General features: G+C 61.6%; 14 protein-coding genes. 5 read left to right on the forward strand and 9 right to left on the reverse strand.

The window, feature by feature from the left end; translation table 11 throughout:
* The first annotated feature begins 38 nt into the window (after positions 1 to 38).
* Positions 39 to 1,955 carry a glycosyltransferase family 2 protein gene (locus C1J04_RS11845; RefSeq protein ID WP_037953776.1) on the forward strand — a complete coding sequence of 639 codons (1,917 nt, stop codon included), beginning with the start codon at positions 39 to 41 and terminating at the stop codon, positions 1,953 to 1,955.
* Here the strand turns inward: C1J04_RS11845 and C1J04_RS11850 are convergent.
* A complete protein-coding gene (locus C1J04_RS11850; RefSeq protein WP_005854182.1) occupies positions 1,952 to 2,605 on the reverse strand; it encodes a GntR family transcriptional regulator in 654 nt (217 codons plus the stop codon). The two genes, C1J04_RS11845 and C1J04_RS11850, sit on opposite strands and share 4 nt — an antisense overlap.
* Positions 2,606 to 2,703: 98 nt before the next feature.
* Here C1J04_RS11850 and C1J04_RS11855 point away from each other — a divergent pair, with 98 nt between their 5' ends.
* Positions 2,704 to 3,351 (forward strand): pyrimidine 5'-nucleotidase, encoded by a 648-nt coding sequence (locus C1J04_RS11855; protein ID WP_009824948.1) that lies wholly within the window; start codon positions 2,704 to 2,706, stop codon positions 3,349 to 3,351.
* Positions 3,352 to 3,360: 9 nt separating this feature from the next.
* Positions 3,361 to 4,563, forward strand: a complete 1,203-nt coding sequence (locus tag C1J04_RS11860) for a UbiH/UbiF family hydroxylase (protein ID WP_009824949.1) — start codon at positions 3,361 to 3,363, stop codon at positions 4,561 to 4,563.
* An 18-nt stretch (positions 4,564 to 4,581) separates the two neighbouring features.
* Here C1J04_RS11860 and C1J04_RS11865 read toward each other — a convergent pair whose 3' ends face one another.
* Genes C1J04_RS11865 through C1J04_RS11875 form a run of 3 tightly spaced genes read right to left on the reverse strand, consistent with a single transcriptional unit; the run spans position 4,582 to position 6,672 of the window.
* Positions 4,582 to 5,709 (reverse strand): aminotransferase class V-fold PLP-dependent enzyme, encoded by a 1,128-nt coding sequence (locus C1J04_RS11865; protein WP_037953780.1) that lies wholly within the window; start codon positions 5,707 to 5,709, stop codon positions 4,582 to 4,584.
* A gap of 49 nt (positions 5,710 to 5,758) precedes the next feature.
* Entirely contained in the window at positions 5,759 to 6,220 is a 462-nt protein-coding gene (locus tag C1J04_RS11870) for an Lrp/AsnC family transcriptional regulator (protein ID WP_009824951.1), read from the reverse strand.
* Entirely contained in the window at positions 6,217 to 6,672 is a 456-nt protein-coding gene (locus C1J04_RS11875) for an Lrp/AsnC family transcriptional regulator (RefSeq protein WP_009824952.1), read from the reverse strand. Before C1J04_RS11875 ends, C1J04_RS11870 begins: the two co-directional genes overlap by 4 nt.
* 135 nt (positions 6,673 to 6,807) lie before the next feature.
* On the opposite strand from C1J04_RS11875, the gene ilvC reads away from it, so the two are divergent.
* Together ilvC and C1J04_RS11885 are read left to right on the forward strand one after the other, a co-directional pair.
* Complete coding sequence (gene ilvC / locus C1J04_RS11880) at positions 6,808 to 7,830, forward strand: ketol-acid reductoisomerase (protein ID WP_009824953.1); 1,023 nt, start codon at positions 6,808 to 6,810, stop codon at positions 7,828 to 7,830.
* 104 nt (positions 7,831 to 7,934) lie between these two features.
* A complete protein-coding gene (locus C1J04_RS11885; protein ID WP_114865371.1) occupies positions 7,935 to 8,861 on the forward strand; it encodes a DMT family transporter in 927 nt (308 codons plus the stop codon).
* A gap of 120 nt (positions 8,862 to 8,981) precedes the next feature.
* Here the strand turns inward: C1J04_RS11885 and glmM are convergent, their stop codons facing one another.
* The 5 genes from glmM to C1J04_RS11910 form a co-directional block, all read right to left on the reverse strand.
* Positions 8,982 to 10,328: a phosphoglucosamine mutase gene (gene glmM, locus C1J04_RS11890; RefSeq protein ID WP_037953783.1), complete on the reverse strand. Its 1,347-nt coding sequence runs from the start codon at positions 10,326 to 10,328 to the stop codon at positions 8,982 to 8,984.
* The gene (gene folP, locus C1J04_RS11895) at positions 10,325 to 11,341 is read right to left on the reverse strand and encodes a dihydropteroate synthase (protein ID WP_009824959.1); all 1,017 of its coding nucleotides are present in this window, start codon (positions 11,339 to 11,341) and stop codon (positions 10,325 to 10,327) included. Before folP ends, glmM begins: the two co-directional genes overlap by 4 nt.
* A 3-nt stretch (positions 11,342 to 11,344) precedes the next feature.
* Positions 11,345 to 12,268, reverse strand: a complete 924-nt coding sequence (locus C1J04_RS11900) for a dihydroneopterin aldolase (protein WP_009824960.1) — start codon at positions 12,266 to 12,268, stop codon at positions 11,345 to 11,347.
* A gap of 108 nt (positions 12,269 to 12,376) precedes the next feature.
* Entirely contained in the window at positions 12,377 to 13,012 is a 636-nt protein-coding gene (locus C1J04_RS11905) for a cell wall hydrolase (RefSeq protein WP_009824961.1), read from the reverse strand.
* Positions 13,013 to 13,140: 128 nt separating this feature from the next.
* Complete coding sequence (locus C1J04_RS11910) at positions 13,141 to 15,663, reverse strand: putative PEP-binding protein (RefSeq protein ID WP_174226611.1); 2,523 nt, start codon at positions 15,661 to 15,663, stop codon at positions 13,141 to 13,143.
* Positions 15,664 to 15,710: the final 47 nt, after the last annotated feature.

Raw genomic sequence — 15,710 nt, forward strand, 5'->3', positions numbered from 1 at the left:
CCAAGGTGGTCCCATTCCGACAGGAAGGGATTCGCCCGTTGAGCAACCTTGGATTAGAGCTGAAAGCACCCAGTCCCGCGCGTGTGCGCGGGCGCTATCGTCCCTTGGGGCGCATATTGGTCGACGCAGGGTTGATCGATCAGGCCGATCTTGTGCACGCGCTTGAAGCGCAGCGCGATCTGGATGCACCGCTTGGGGAAATCCTTGTGGCTCAAGGGCTTGTCTCGCGCAGTGAGGTGACCAAAGCACTGGCACTGCAACACCAGATCCAGCAGGTCGACCTTGACGCAGACCCGCCCAAACCGATGCTTGCGCGCCATCTGTCTGCCGAAGCCAGCTTGCACCATAAGATTGTGCCATGGCGGCGGATGGGCCAAACGCTGTTTGTAGCGACCAGCCGGCCGGATACCCTTCATACCCTTGCGCATGAGGCCTTCGGCAACAGCGATCTGGACATCGTACCGGTGCTGGCAGAACCCGCGCAGATCAACCGTCAGATCACCGCACTTTACGGGTCCGAGCTGGCCAAACGCGCGGCGGAGCGTGTGCCCCCTCATGAAAGCTGCCGAACATGGCGGGTTGCCGGGCCGCGCCGGCGTATTGGGGCCGCCGGTGTCATTTTTGTCGCGAGCATGCTGTTCGCGTTACTCCCCGCGGTGACGTTTACGGCGTTTGTTCTATGGGCATTGTTCTGCAGTACGATGATCATGACGCTACGTCTGTCGGCCTTTCTGGCGCGCTGCCTGTGGGGTAACACACCACTGCTTTCAGATCCCGCTCCACCATCGGCCCCGACACGATGGCCAAAGGTATCGGTTCTCGTCCCTCTTCTGCATGAGGAGGAGATTGCCAGCGCCTTGATCGCACGCCTGTCGCAGCTCAGCTATCCCAAGGCGCTGTTGCAGATCGTTCTGGTGCTTGAGGAAGGCGATCAAATGACCCGCAACACCATCGCGCGCACCGAATTGCCCTTCTGGTTCGACGTGATCGAAGTACCCCAAGCAGGCAACCTGCGCACCAAACCCCGTGCCCTGAACTACGCGCTGGAATTTTGCAGCGGCAGTATTATCGGCGTGTGGGATGCCGAGGACGCGCCGGAGGCCGACCAGATCAACCGCGTTGTACAACACTTTGATCAGGCTCACAAAAACGTCGCTTGTGTGCAAGGCGTTCTGGATTTTTACAATGCGCGCACCAACTGGATCTCGCGCTGTTTCACGCTAGAATATGCAACTTGGTGGCGCGTGATCCTACCCGGTGTCGCGCATCTGGGGCTGATCATTCCCCTCGGCGGCACCACATTATTTTTCCGCCGCGCCGCTTTGGAGAAACTGCGGGGCTGGGATTCCCATAACGTCACCGAAGATGCCGATCTTGGCGTCCGCCTCGCGCGGCATGGGTATAAAACCGACCTGTTGCCGACTGTCACTTACGAAGAGGCCAATTTTCGTGCGTGGCCGTGGATCAAACAAAGGTCACGATGGCTGAAAGGCTTCTTGATCACATGGGTCGTGCACAGCCGTGCCCCCCTCCGGCTGATCCGTGATGTCGGGCTTATTCGTTTTTTGGGCGTGCAGGTACTGTTCCTCGCGACGTTCTGCCAGTTCATCTTTGCCCCCCTGCTCTGGTCTTTCTGCCTACCGCTGTTCGGCGCGGCGCATCCTGTCCAGACAACACTGGGCGCGGATGTGTTCTACGGGCTTTTCGGATATTTCCTCTTCGCGGAAATCCTCAATATATCTGTCGCGATGACCGCGGTTTCGGGTCCGCAGCATCGCCACCTTATACCCTGGGCAATCACCCTGCCATTTTACTTTATACTCGGCTCTTTCGCTGCCTATAAGGCGCTATATGAATTCGTGGTCACGCCGTTCTATTGGGACAAGACCGAACATGGCGTACCACATAAATCCAGCCCCATTGGGTCTACGGCCTCCCCACTTCGTCCACCCTAGCCTTCGTCTTTGCGCTGCGCCGCTTCTTGCTTGAGCCGCGTCATGAAGGCGACAGAAATATGCGTGCGCAATGCTTCATCCGCACCATCTTCGTCACGCTGTTCGATCATCTGAACAATGCGGTCATGTTCATCCTGCGCGATCGCACCGCGCCCATCCACGGCCAGTGACGATGTCGCCATCAGCGCCATGGACCGGTGTACCAGATCAAGTTGCTGCACCAGATACCGGTTGTGCGACGCGAGATGAATTTGTTTGTGAAATCGGCGGTTCGCACGCGCCAACGCCGCTGGATTGTCGCGAAAAGCGTCGTCTTCCTCGACCATTTCGCGCAATACGCGGACTTCTTCAGCGGTGGCGTGACGGGCGGCAAGCCGCGCGGCCAACCCCTCCAACTCGCCGCGTACGACGTAAAGTTCGGCCACCTGATTGTGGTCCAAGGATGCAACGATCAGGCTCCGCCCGTCCCGCGCGAGCAAGGATTGCGTCTCAAGCCGTTGTAATGCTTCACGAACCGGCGTTCTCGAGACACCGAAGCGTTCGGCCAATTCGCTTTCCACCAACCGATCACCGGGGCGATAGGTGCCCACGTCAATCGCGTCCAGGATCATGGAATAAGCGTCTGTGGGTCCGGAGCGTGGCGTCGTCATTGGTTCTCTTTCAAAAGGCTCCGGCACCTTAGCCCCCGCGTCCAATTGCGCAACCCCGTGATCTTGCGCAGATCATCTGGTCAGCGTAGCAAGTCCCCATGCCACACGCCTCTTTCTCTCATGTGAATACTTGGGTCTTTGACCTTGATAACACATTATACCCGCCATCAGCCCGCCTGTTTGACCAGATTGAACAGCGGATGACGCATTGGGTGATGACCGCCTTGAACGTCGATGAGCAGCGCGCGGATTATCTGCGCAGACATTATTGGCACACCTACGGCACCACGCTGGCCGGGCTGATGCGCGAACACGACCTTGATCCCGGCCCCTATCTGCACGAGGTGCACGAGATCTCCTTTGACGCGCTGCTCCCCGATCCTCTGCTTGCCGCGCGGATCGCCGCCCTGCCGGGGCGCCGGATCATCTATACCAACGGCACTGCCCCCTACGCCGAAAAAGTCATTGCCGCACGGGGGCTTTCGGGCCTGTTCGATGCCATCTACGGCGTTGAACACGCATCATTTTTACCCAAACCCGAACGCGCCGCCTACGACCTGATATTTGCCGCCGACGCATTGACGCCAACCACCGCCGTGATGTTCGAGGACGACCCCCGCAACCTGATCGCCCCGCATGACATGGGGATGGGCACCGTCCAAGTGGCCGAGCACCCCGCCCCCGCGCCGCATATCCATTTCCACACCGATGATCTTTCGGCTTTTCTTGCACAGATCACGGGCTAACTGACGGGCATGACGATGGCATGTGATATCTTGATTTCGGGCGGCGGCATTGCCGGTTTGACGGCAGCAGCGGCTTTCGGCACTGCGGGTTTCAACGTGGTCTGCGTCGACCCCACGCCCCCCGTCACCGATGGTGCGGCGAAAGGGGCCGACATGCGCTCTACCGCGATGCTGCAACCGGCGCGCCGCGTGCTTGAGGCAGCGGGCATCTGGGCCCATCTGGAAGAACACGCGGCACCTTTGCAGGTGATGCGTATTGTGGATGCGGGCGGTGACGGCGACACACCGCTGATCAGCCGCGCTTTTGATGCTTCCGATATTTCGGACCAACCTTTCGGCTGGAACTTCCCGAACTGGCTGCTAAGGCGCGCGCTTCTAGAGCGGCTAGAGGCTTTGCCGAACGTCGATTTCCGCTCCGGCACCGCAACCACCAGCTTGTTCACCCGCACCACAGGCGCACGCGTAAGCCTCAGCGATGGCACGAAAATTTCCACCAAGCTCGTGATTGCCGCAGACGGGCGCGACAGCCCCATGCGCGACGCTGCCGGTATTGAGGTGACCCGCCAAAGCTATGGCCAGAAGGCGCTTGCCTTTGCCGTGACACACCCGATCCCGCATGAAAACGTGTCGACCGAGGTGCACCGCAGCGGGGGCCCCTTCACCCTTGTACCCCTGCCCGATCGCGACGGTCTGCCCTGCTCTGCCGTGGTGTGGATGGATGACGGCGCGTCCTGCCTTGCGCGGATGGCGCTTGACGCAGATGCGTTTTCCCAAGCCGCGACCGACCGCAGTGCCCATGTGCTCGGCCCGTTGACGCTGGCCTCCGAACGGGCGATCTGGCCGATCATCAGCCAACATGCCGCGCGTCTCTCTGCCGAACGCATCGCCCTGATTGCAGAAGCCGCCCATGTGATGCCCCCCATTGGCGCGCAGGGGTTGAACATGTCGCTGCAAGACATCGCAACGCTGCTGGAACTGGCGCAAAAGCACGGCGCTGATCTGGGCAGCCAGCAGATGCTGGACGCCTACCACAAGGCGCGTTTTGGCGACATTCAGCTGCGCTTGCGGGGCATCGACCTCTTGAACCGCGCCAGTCAGGCGACAACGCCGCTGGCCCGCGATGCGCGTGCCAAAGGGCTCAGCGCGCTATACGCCCTGCCCCCCGTACGGCGCATGCTGATGGAGATGGGGTTGGGTATGCGGCAGGGCTGACCTGCCGCTCGCCTTTATTTACAGCACCTTATCGACCACGGCGGCCAACCGCGCGAGCGTGGCATCGACGTCGTAAAGCTTATCCAGACCGAACAGCCCCAGACGGAAGGTCTGGAAATCCTCCGGCTCGTCACACATCAAGGGCACACCAGCGGCGATCTGCATCCCTTCGGCAGCAAAGGCCTTGCCGTTTTGCACGGAGGGATCCGCAGTATAGCTCACCACCACCCCCGGCGCGCCAAAACCTTCCGCCGCGACAGAGGTAACGCCCCTCTCCGCCAGCATCTTGCGTACGGAATCCCCCAGACGCCACTGCGCCTCTTTCAATCGGTCAAAGCCGTAGGATTTCGTCTCAAGCATGGTATCGCGGAATTGGCGTAGCGCATCGGTCGGCATGGTCGCGTGATAGGCGTGGCCACCATCTTCATAGGCTTTCATAATGCTATGCCACTTGGCCAGATCGATGGCAAAACTGTCCGATGTTGTCTCTCCCATGCGTGCAACAGCGCGATCCGACATCATGACCAGCCCGGCAGAGGGCGATGCGCTCCAGCCCTTTTGCGGCGCTGAAAGCAAAACGTCGACGCCAAGCGCCTTCATATCCACCCATGCGCAGCCCGACGCGATGCAATCCAGCACCACCAGCGCGCCGACGGCATGGGCCGCTTCTGCCATCTGCTTGATATAGTCATCGGGCAGGATCACCCCCGCACTGGTTTCCACATGGGGCGCGAAAACCACCTGCGGCTTATGCGTCTCGATGGCTTTGACAACATCATCAATCGGGCTTGGGGCAAAGGGCGCGGGCGTGCTGTTACCCTGCATCTGCGCCTTCATGACGGTGGCATTGCCGGTCAGATCGCCGCTCTCGATGATCTGGCTCCACCGATAGGAAAACCAGCCGTTGCGCACGACCAGCACCTCGGCCCCCCGTGCGAACTGACGGGCGACCGCCTCCATCCCGTAGGTGCCGCCCCCGGGGACGACAGCCACGGCATCGGCCTTGTATACGTCCTTGAGCAGAGTGCTGATGTCGCGCATGACCTCTTGAAACAGGGCGCTCATATGGTTCAAGGACCGGTCGGTGAACACGACCGAAAACTCTTCAAGCCCTTCCGGGTCAACTGAATTTAGCAAAGCGGGCATGATATCCTCCTGATGGTTTCGTGCGAACATAGCCCCTCGCGCGGTAAAGTCACAGGCCCAATGGTCCGGTCAGTCGTTCCTCGCTTAGAAGCACATTTGCCTCGACCGCCCCCGCCCCCGGCAGGGTCATGATCCGCCGCCGCAGGACCCGTTCGAAATCCGCCAGATCCCGCGCAACAACTCGTAAACGGTAGTCATATAGCCCCAGAACATGCTCCACCGTTTGGACCTCGGGGATGGCACTGACGGCGCGTTCGAAATCCTCCAGGCTAACCCGCCCCTTGGTCGCAAGCTTGACGCCAAGAAAGACGGTGACGCCGAACCCCAATGCCTCCCGGTTCAAGCGCAACCTCTTGCCGCGCAGGATGCCTGCCTCCTCCAACCGTTTGATCCGCCGCCAAGTGGCAGGCTGCGACAGCCCCAGATGACGCCCCAAGGCACCGGCACTTTGTGTAGCATCCCGTGAAAGCGACCGGATCAGCCGGTGGTCCACCTCATCCAGCGTGATCATAGCGGTAACGCCTCCTCTGACTTGATCCGCGCCACATGCATCAGCGCCTCGATATCGGCAATATGCGGCAAGGTCAGAATACCCTCCCGGTAAATCTGCTGATAATGCGCCATATCCCGCGCAATTACCGATAGGCGCACATCCACCCGTCCCAGAAAGGTCTGGAGCTCGATCACCTCAGGCAGTTGGCGTGCCTCTTCAAGAAAGCGGTCAAAGGCATTGCCCTGCGTCTTGTCCAAGGTGATCCGCAAGGACACCTCGACCGTGTAGCCCAATGCCGCCCAATCGATGACAGCCGCCACCCCCTGCACAATTCCGGCTTCCTGCATGCGCGTGATCCGCCGCGACACCTTACCCGCAGTTAATCCCGTAAGGTCGGCCAACTCCGCCGGCGACAGCCCCGCATCCGCCTGCCAGTGGCGCAGAAGTCGTCGATCCATATCATCAAGCATGATTTTTCCATTTTTACCGCATACCGCGCATTACCATCTTCATTTTGCCAAATAAACTCACAATTCCGCAATAGCATCTCGCACCAGCTTCGATATGGTCTCCCTAGATTTCAACGAACCCGAAAGGACGCCCCAATGCGCGTTTATTACGACCGTGACTGCGATGTGAACCTGATCAAGGACAAGAAAGTCGCCATCCTCGGCTATGGCTCCCAGGGCCACGCCCACGCGCTGAACCTGCGTGATTCCGGCGCGAAAAACCTCGTCGTTGCGCTGCGCGAAGGCTCCGCTTCGAAAGCGAAAGCCGAAGGCGAAGGCCTGAAAGTCATGGAAATCGCAGAAGCAGCAGCTTGGGCCGATGTGATCATGTTCACCATGCCCGACGAATTGCAGGCTGAAACCTACAAGAAATACGTGCACGACAACATCCGCGAAGGCGCTGCGATCGCATTCGCCCACGGGTTGAACGTCCACTTCGGCCTGATCGAACCCAAACCCGGCGTTGATGTGATCATGATGGCCCCCAAAGGCCCGGGCCACACTGTGCGCGGCGAATACACCAAAGGCGGCGGCGTGCCTTGCCTGGTTGCGGTAGACACCGACGCCACCGGCAAAGCGCTGGAAATCGGCCTGTCCTACTGCTCCGCCATCGGTGGCGGCCGGTCCGGCATCATCGAAACCAACTTCCGTGAAGAATGTGAAACCGATCTGTTCGGCGAACAGGCTGTTCTGTGCGGCGGTATCGTTGAACTGATCCGCTGCGGCTTCGAAACACTGGTCGAAGCCGGCTACGAGCCCGAAATGGCCTATTTCGAATGCCTGCACGAAACCAAGCTGATCGTTGACCTGATCTATGAAGGCGGCATCGCCAACATGGACTACTCGATCTCGAACACAGCGGAATACGGCCAATACGTCTCCGGCCCGCGCATCCTGCCCTACGACGAGACCAAAGCGCGCATGAAAGCCGTTCTCAGCGACATCCAGTCGGGCAAATTCGTGCGTGACTTCATGCTGGAAAACTCCGTCGGTCAGCCCACGCTGAAATCCTCGCGTCGCGCCAATGACGAACATCAGATCGAAGTCGTCGGCGGCAAGCTGCGCGAAATGATGCCCTGGATCTCTGCCGGCAAGATGGTCGACAAATCCAAGAACTGATCGCCGATGCAGCGATGTGGAAAGGCCCGGTTCTGCACCGGGCCTTTTCTTTTGCGCATCCGGCTGTCACATCTGGCGGGCCGAGTTTTCCCACAGGATATGTCATGCCGGACGCGTCCCAGATCACCAAATCCAGCTGGCTGATGATCCTGCTGCTTGCCTTCATCTGGGGAGGCACGTTTCTGGTGACCGAAATCGCCCTGACTGAAATGCCACCCTTCTGGATCGCGGCCACACGTGTCGGGTTTGCGGCCACCGTGATGATCGCTATCTGGGGTCTGCGCGGCTTTCGGCTCTTTACCCAATCCCCCACCCGCGGCGATATCGCGGCCGTTATCTTTATCGGTGCCGCCAGCTCTGCCGTGCCGTTCAGCCTGCTCGCTTGGGGTCAGCAATATGTCACCTCGGGCTTTGCGGGGGTGACCATGGCCGCGACGGCGCTGATCATCCTGCCGCTTGCGCATTTCTTCGTTCCGGGCGAAGCGATGAGCCCGCGCAAGGTGATCGGTTTTGCCCTGGGCTTTGTCGGCGTTGTCATCCTGATCGGCGCGCAAGCCTTTGAAAGCACCGGCACCGCGCTTGAAACCCAGGGGCGTCTGGCCTGCCTGGGAGCGGCGGGGTGCTACGCCACCAGCTCGATCATCATGCGCCGCCTGTCCGCGGTGGACGCGATCGGTCTTGCGACCATCCTGCTGATCATTGCCACCTGCATCACCGTTCCCATGGCGATCATCATCGAAGGTCTACCGCCCCGCCCCTCGCCGTCCATCTTCGCGGCGCTGGCGTTTCTGGGCCTGATCCCCACCGCCGCCGCGAACTTCCTTCGCGTGCTGGTGATCCGCAGCGCAGGCCCGGTGTTTATGTCACTGGTGAACTACCAAGTCCCCGTCTGGTCCGTCTGCCTCGGCGCGCTCTTGCTGAATGAACCGCTGCCGCCATCCCTGCTCTACGCGATGGCACTGATCCTTTCGGGCGTCGCACTCAGCCAATATGGCGCATTCCGTCGCCTGTTGACCCGCACGCGCGCCTAGCTTCCAAATGGCTCTAAATCCTCGCCGAAGGCATCCCACAGCCACCGCAGGCGGCGCGTCCCGCGAGGGCAAGGCAGGGCCGCCGCGCAGGACATCCCCGCCAGCAACCCTGCGATCAGCTTAAGGTGCGACAGCCGCCGTGACCGCATCCACCACGGAATCGACTGCACGCTCCATCAGCTGCGCGTCTTCATGTTCTGCCATCACACGCACCAGCGGCTCGGTGCCGGATTTGCGGATCAGCAAACGCCCCTGACCGGCCAGGTCGGCTTCGGCCTGTGCGATGGCCCCTTGCACCTGCGCGTCTTCCAACGGCACCTGACCGGCAGAAAATCTTACGTTCTTAAGCAGTTGCGGCACGGGTTCAAAGTTGTTCAGCAGCTCGGACGAGGTCTTTTCCGACCGGATCATCTCTGCCAGAAACTGCAGCCCCGCCATCAGACCGTCACCCGTGGTGGCGTGGTCGGTCATGACGATATGGCCCGATTGCTCGCCGCCCAGATTGAACCCGCCTTCGCGCATCCGCTCGACCACATAGCGGTCGCCGACGGACGTCCGCTCAAGCCGTAGCCCCTTGCCCTGCAAGAAGTGTTCAAGGCCAAGGTTGCTCATCACGGTGGCGACCAAGGTGCCATTGGCCAGCCGGTCTTCGGCCGCCCAACGGGACGCCATAAGGGCCATGAATTGATCCCCGTCACCGACCTTGCCGGTTTCGTCAATCAGGATCACGCGGTCCGCGTCGCCATCCAGACAAATGCCCACATGGGCACCGTGCTCTACCACCGCCGCTGCGGCGCGTTCGGGGTGGGTCGAGCCACAATTCTCGTTGATATTAAAGCCGTTCGGCGACACGCCAATCTCGATCACCTCGGCCCCCAATTCCCACAGGGTTTCGGGGGCGACGCGGTGTGCGGCCCCATTGGCGCAGTCGATCACGACCTTCAGCCCGTCCAGACGCATCTGGCGCGGGAACGATGACTTCACCCGCTCGACATAGCGGAACCGCCCGTCATCGATCCGCTTGGCACGGCCAATCTTATCGGCGGGGTTCAACTCCACGCCGCCTTCGATCAGCGCCTCGATCTCTGCCTCCACAGCGTCGCTCAGCTTGAAACCGTCGGGGCCGAAGAACTTGATGCCATTGTCCGTCGCCGGATTGTGGCTGGCCGAGATCATCACCCCCAGATCAGCCCGCATCGACCGCGTCAGCAGCCCGACCGCAGGCGTGGGCACCGGCCCCAGCAGCAGCACATTCATCCCCGAGGACGTCAGCCCCGCCGTCAGCGCGTTTTCGAACATATAGCCCGACAACCGCGTGTCCTTACCAATCACCACACGGTGCACACCGTCACGACCAGCGCTAAAATAGCGCCCCACAGCGGCCCCGATTTTCAGGGCGACCTCTGCTGTCATCGGATGCACATTGGCCTTTCCACGAATACCGTCTGTTCCAAATAATTTTGTCATAAAATGCTCCCAAAATATGCGGCATGCCACAGAGCGACCGCTTGGCGGGTGTCGTCCACGTCATGCACACGGATCATTTGCACACCCTGCCCCAATCCTGCAAGCGCCACGGCGATCGACCCCGGCGCGCGGTCCTGTGCCTGCGGCGCGTTGCCGATCGTTCCGATGAACCGTTTGCGCGAAACGCCTAGCAGGATAGGCGTCCCCAAAGCGTGAAACAGGCTTAGCCGCGCCAGCAGAGCCAGATTGTGATCCTGCGTCTTGCCAAACCCGATGCCCGGGTCCGCCAGAATGGCCCCCCGCGGGATGCCTGATGCCTCCAGCATGCTGATCTGCCGCTCCAGCGCGTCAAAAACATCAAGCAGCACGTTATCATACTGTGGGTCCAGATGCATGGTCGCGGGATCGCCTTGGGCATGCATAACGCAAACCGGCAGCGCCAGTTTTTGACACAGCGGGCCTAGGGCGGGATCAAAAGTGAAGCCCGACACGTCGTTTACCAGATTGGCACCAGCGCTGACCGCGGCCTCGGCCACGGCGGCCTTGCGGGTATCGATAGAGATCGGCGTGTGCATCCCCGCCCCCCGCAATGCGGCGATGACGGGAGCGGTGCGCGTGATCTCTTCGGAGACGGGCACAAAATCCGCGCCGGGGCGCGTGGACTCGCCGCCAATGTCCAGAATATCCGCGCCGGCGGCCACCATCTTTTGCGCGACGCGCAGCGCATCGGGCACAGCATTATGCTGCCCCCCGTCCGAGAAACTATCGGGCGTCGTGTTCAGAATGCCCATGATGCGCGGGCGGTCCAGCGTCAGCCCTGCCATCGCGGGTCGGGGCGCAGTCAGCCGTGCCATCACGCTCGCCGGGATATCGGCCGCGGGTACAACACGGGGCGGCGTGCTGCGCGACAAGACCTCGGCATGGGTGAACCAGCCCCACCCCCCCGCTAGAGACACCGCAGTGTCAGGCCGCGCGGGGCCGATCTGGACGAGAGGTCGGAAATAATCGGTCATGTCTCACAGCCTGCCTTGGTCCACCGCTACGGCGCGCAGCGGAACAGAGGCGTCAGCCGGCAGGTCCGCCCCGATCACCAACATCTCTGTCGCGTCGAAACTGGCGGCGAACCACGCGGCCAGGGCCACGGCATCGCGCGGCTGCGCCGAGGGGGTATCCACGCTATCAAGCACGATCTTCGACGGGGCCCAAACACTCGTCTGGCCGTTCTTCATCGCCCAATCCAGCTCTGTCCGCGTCGCCACGACAACACAGCGATCATCCTTTGCGGCCAGCACCCAGGCATTCTGTTCAATCGCCAGCAGATCAATGCGGCGCTGCGCCATTTTATGCCCGACCTGCGGCGCGGCGGTGTCCGATGCGCCGACACAGAGGATCAGGGGCCGCCCCATCTGGTGCAACTGGTCCAGCCACCCCGCCAGATGCGGCGAGGCGATGGCATCATTGCTCAGATAGACCAGCTCGGGGTGTGGCACCTCGCGCGCTTCGGCCTGACTGTCGGGGGTATCATCACGGCCGCGCACGATCTCGACGCCCAAAGCACCGGGGCCACGGTCCAACTTTTCGATGCGCACAAACACCCGCATCGCCTGCCGTTCCAGCAAGATACGATCCGCGACCCGTTCGGCCAGCGTCTCGAGCAGGTTCAGCCGTTCGTCCGACAGCTCATAGGCGATGGCTTCGGTCACGCGATCGTAGGACAGGATACGGTCCACATCGTCGTCCACGGGGCCGGTCAGCGGCTGCACCTCGACGACGACATTGAAACAGATGCGCTGCGTTACACCACGTTCGGCCTGAAAGGCGCCGATCTCGACCTCAACGATATGATCGCGCAGGGAAATCCGGTCCAGAGGTTCAGGCCCCGCCGTCGCAGCAGCGCGTTCGGACGGGTGCGCAAAGGCAAGCCGCGTGTCACTTGTCATGGGTTTGGGCCTTTGCTTGTCTCACTCGCAAACGATCCTAGACCGTTTGCGCGGATGTACCAAAGCCAGACACGGCTGGCCAGCCATCAAAGACGACAGAAACGCCGCTTAGTTCGACGCGGTCTGAACGCCGTCGCGATAAAACATGTGCACGCCGATCTTGGTGGTGCGGGTAAAGACGCGCGACCAGCGGGGGCTTACGGCGGTGGTATGATAATACGTTGCCCCCCCTGTCAGCGATGGTGCCTTGCCGTCCAGCACCGCCCGCGCGACCTTGCCGACCTGCGCATAGGCGCGCGGCTCTGATATCACTTCGGCATTGCCATCGCAGGTGTAGGTGAACTGGCACTGGTATTTCCGACCTGTCCCCTGATTGATCACGCTGCACAAAGACCCGGGAAACTGCGCGGATTTCACACGGTTCATGATCACTTCGGCCACAGCGAACTGGCCCTTGACCGTCTCGCCGCGCGCTTCAAAGTACAGCGCCTCTGCCAGACAGCGCCATTGTTCGCCGCCCGATGCTTTCGGCTGTTCGGCCAGCCATGCGCGGGTGAATTCCACCTCGCTTGCGTTGTTCGATGCGATCATGCTTTCCAGACGTTCCGACCCGACAGAGCGCAGCCCTTTGGCTTCGATGTCAGCCAGTGCTTTGGCCTGTTGCGGGCTGGCGGACGCCACGGCAGGAGCAAGCAAAGACAGCGCCAGCAGGGCGCAGGACGAGATTTTCTGAAAAGAACGCATTGAGCGCCTCGCAAGTAGTTTCGGACAGCGCCCCCTACCCAAACTGGCACCGAGCGTAAACCCTGCCGAAACCGCCTGCGCGGGAACCCGCACAGGAAAACAACATCTAGACGATCAGCCGCGCAAAACTACCCTATCTTGTCCGCGATTGCGAGCTGTGCCGCCGCTAATCTGGCGACCGGAACACGGAAAGGTGAGCAAGAAACGTAGTCGAAACCCGCTGCACGGCAAAAAGCAATCGATTCGGGGTTGCCGCCGTGCTCTCCGCAGATCGACAAGGTAATCCCAGGTTGTGCTTCCCGCCCCCGCGCGGCACCAAGCTGAAGCAACTCTCCGACGCCATCACGGTCCAGCATATGGAACGGATCTTCGGGGAAAACGCCCTGCTGCACGTAGGTCGACATGAACCGTCCCGCGTCATCGCGGCTCAACCCATAGGTCATCTGCGTCAGGTCGTTTGTCCCGAAACTGAGGAAGGAACAATGGGGCGAAATCTCTCCGGCGCGCAGGGCGGCACGGGGTGTTTCGACCATCACGCCCAAACGGTAGGTAAAGGTCGCGCCGCGTTCAGATTTCACCGCCGTTGCGATCTTGTCGACGCTGGCCTTGATCAGCTCAACCTCGCGTTTGGCCGAAACAAGGGGGATCATGATCTCGGGCACCACGGGGTCGCCATCGCGGCTGGCTTCGATCGTAGCCTCAAAGATCGCACGGGCCTGCATCTCGTAGATTTCGGGCACCGTCACGCCAAGACGCACGCCGCGCAGGCCGAGCATCGGGTTATATTCGGTCATAGCCTCGATCCGCCGGGTCACGTTGGACAGCGGCAAATCCAGCGCCTCGGCCAGATCGCGTTGACCGGTGCGGGTCGAAGGCAGGAATTCGTGCAAGGGCGGATCGAACAGACGGATGCACACCGGCTGACCCTGCATGATGCGGAAAAGCTGAATGAAATCATCGCGTTGCATTGGCAGCAAGCGTTCTAGCACGGCGCGGCGGCCTTCGCTGGTATCGGCAAAGATCATCTCGCGCATCACGGTCAGGCGGCTGGGGTCAAAGAACATATGCTCTGTCCGGCACAGCCCGATTCCCTGCGCGTCGAAATTGCGCGCGGTTTGTGCGTCGGCAGGGGTATCGGCGTTGGCACGTATCCCGATGTCGGCAGCGTCTTCGGCCCAGGACATGAGCTTTTGGAAGGTCGCGTCCAGCAGCGGCTCAAGCATATCCGCGGCCCCGCACAGCACCTCTCCCGAGGTGCCGTCGAGGGTGATTTCATCACCTGCCTTGAACATCCGCCCGTCAGGGGCCGTGATCACCCCCTTGACCAGATCGAAACGCATCGACGAGGCACCGACGACGCAGGGCAAGCCCATGCCCCGCCCGATCACCGCGGCGTGGCTGGTGATGCCACCGCGTTCGGTCAGCACGGCTTGGGCGGCGTGCATCCCGCGAATATCCTCGGGCGAGGTTTCGCGGCGCACCAGAATACATTTCTCGCCCCGTGCGGCACTGGCTTGCGCGTCATTCGCGTTGAACACGATCCGGCCGGTGGCGGCACCGGGGCTGGCGGCAATGCCGCGCCCGATCACATCGCGTTTCACCCGTGGGTCAACCTGCCGGTGCAACAGCTCTGTCAGGGTGCGGGGCTGGACACGCATCAGCGCCTCTTCGCGGGGGATGATCCCTTCGTCCGCCAGCGCCACCGCGATCCGCACCGCCGCCCGCGAGGACCGCGACACGCGCACGCCATCCAGGATAAACAACTCTCCGTCAGAGATGACGAATTCCACCTGCATCTCGGCGCGCAGCCGCACCCGCATCAGCGCCGCGTGCTGTTTGAGCATCTCGAAAGCTTCGGGGGCGTGCTCCTCAAGCGACGGGCCGCGTGGATCGCGCGTCAGGTAAAGCGCATCGGCGGTGTCCTGCAAGGCGTCGCGCCCCTGCGACTGGCTCAGGTACCGCCCGGTGATCTGTGGCAGGCCGGTGGTGCTGTCCACCAGTTGCAACACGCCCGATCCGCAAATCCCCGTGCCCACTCCGAATACCATCTGCTGCACGATCAGGCCCAGCCCTGCATCCGCAGGAGCCCCCTTGGCCTGCCGCAACAGCCGCGCCGAGGTGCCCTCCCACGCCCGCGCCATGGAACTGAGCACGGCGGTCAACTGGGTCACACGGTCCTGGGGGAAGCTTTCTTCGGTCTCAAGCTCGTAGGCGCGCAGGGATTGCAGCAGCGCCTCGCGCCCGTCGCCTTCGACGTCGTCGAACATATCGGGGTCCAGCCGCGCCACATTGACGGCATAGGATTGCACGAAACGGGTATAAAGCGCCGATGCGGGCCCCTCGCCCATGCGTTCGCAATAGTCGGCATAGCGGTCATCGTTCATGCCGATGTTCATCACCGCCCCCGGCCCGCCCCAATCCGGGTCCTGGCTAGAGGGGCGCACGCATAGCAGCGCGTCGTGGGGGAATTCATCAGCGACCGCTTGCAGATCGGGGATCTGCCCCTGCGCGATCTCAAGCACGACATCAAAGGGCAGCGCCACCGTGCGCGGCACCGGCAGATCAAGACGGACCAGACGTTGCAGACATTTCGCACGCCCCCCATGCGTATCATTCGCGATGGGGGCGGTTTGGGTCACAAGGGTTGTCATGGCGGTTTTCTGCACTGCGGCACCTTTTGGTTCCTGCGCAGCATAGG

The sequence above is a fragment of the Sulfitobacter sp. SK025 genome, from assembly GCF_003352105.1.
GTDB lineage: Bacteria > Pseudomonadota > Alphaproteobacteria > Rhodobacterales > Rhodobacteraceae > Sulfitobacter > Sulfitobacter pontiacus.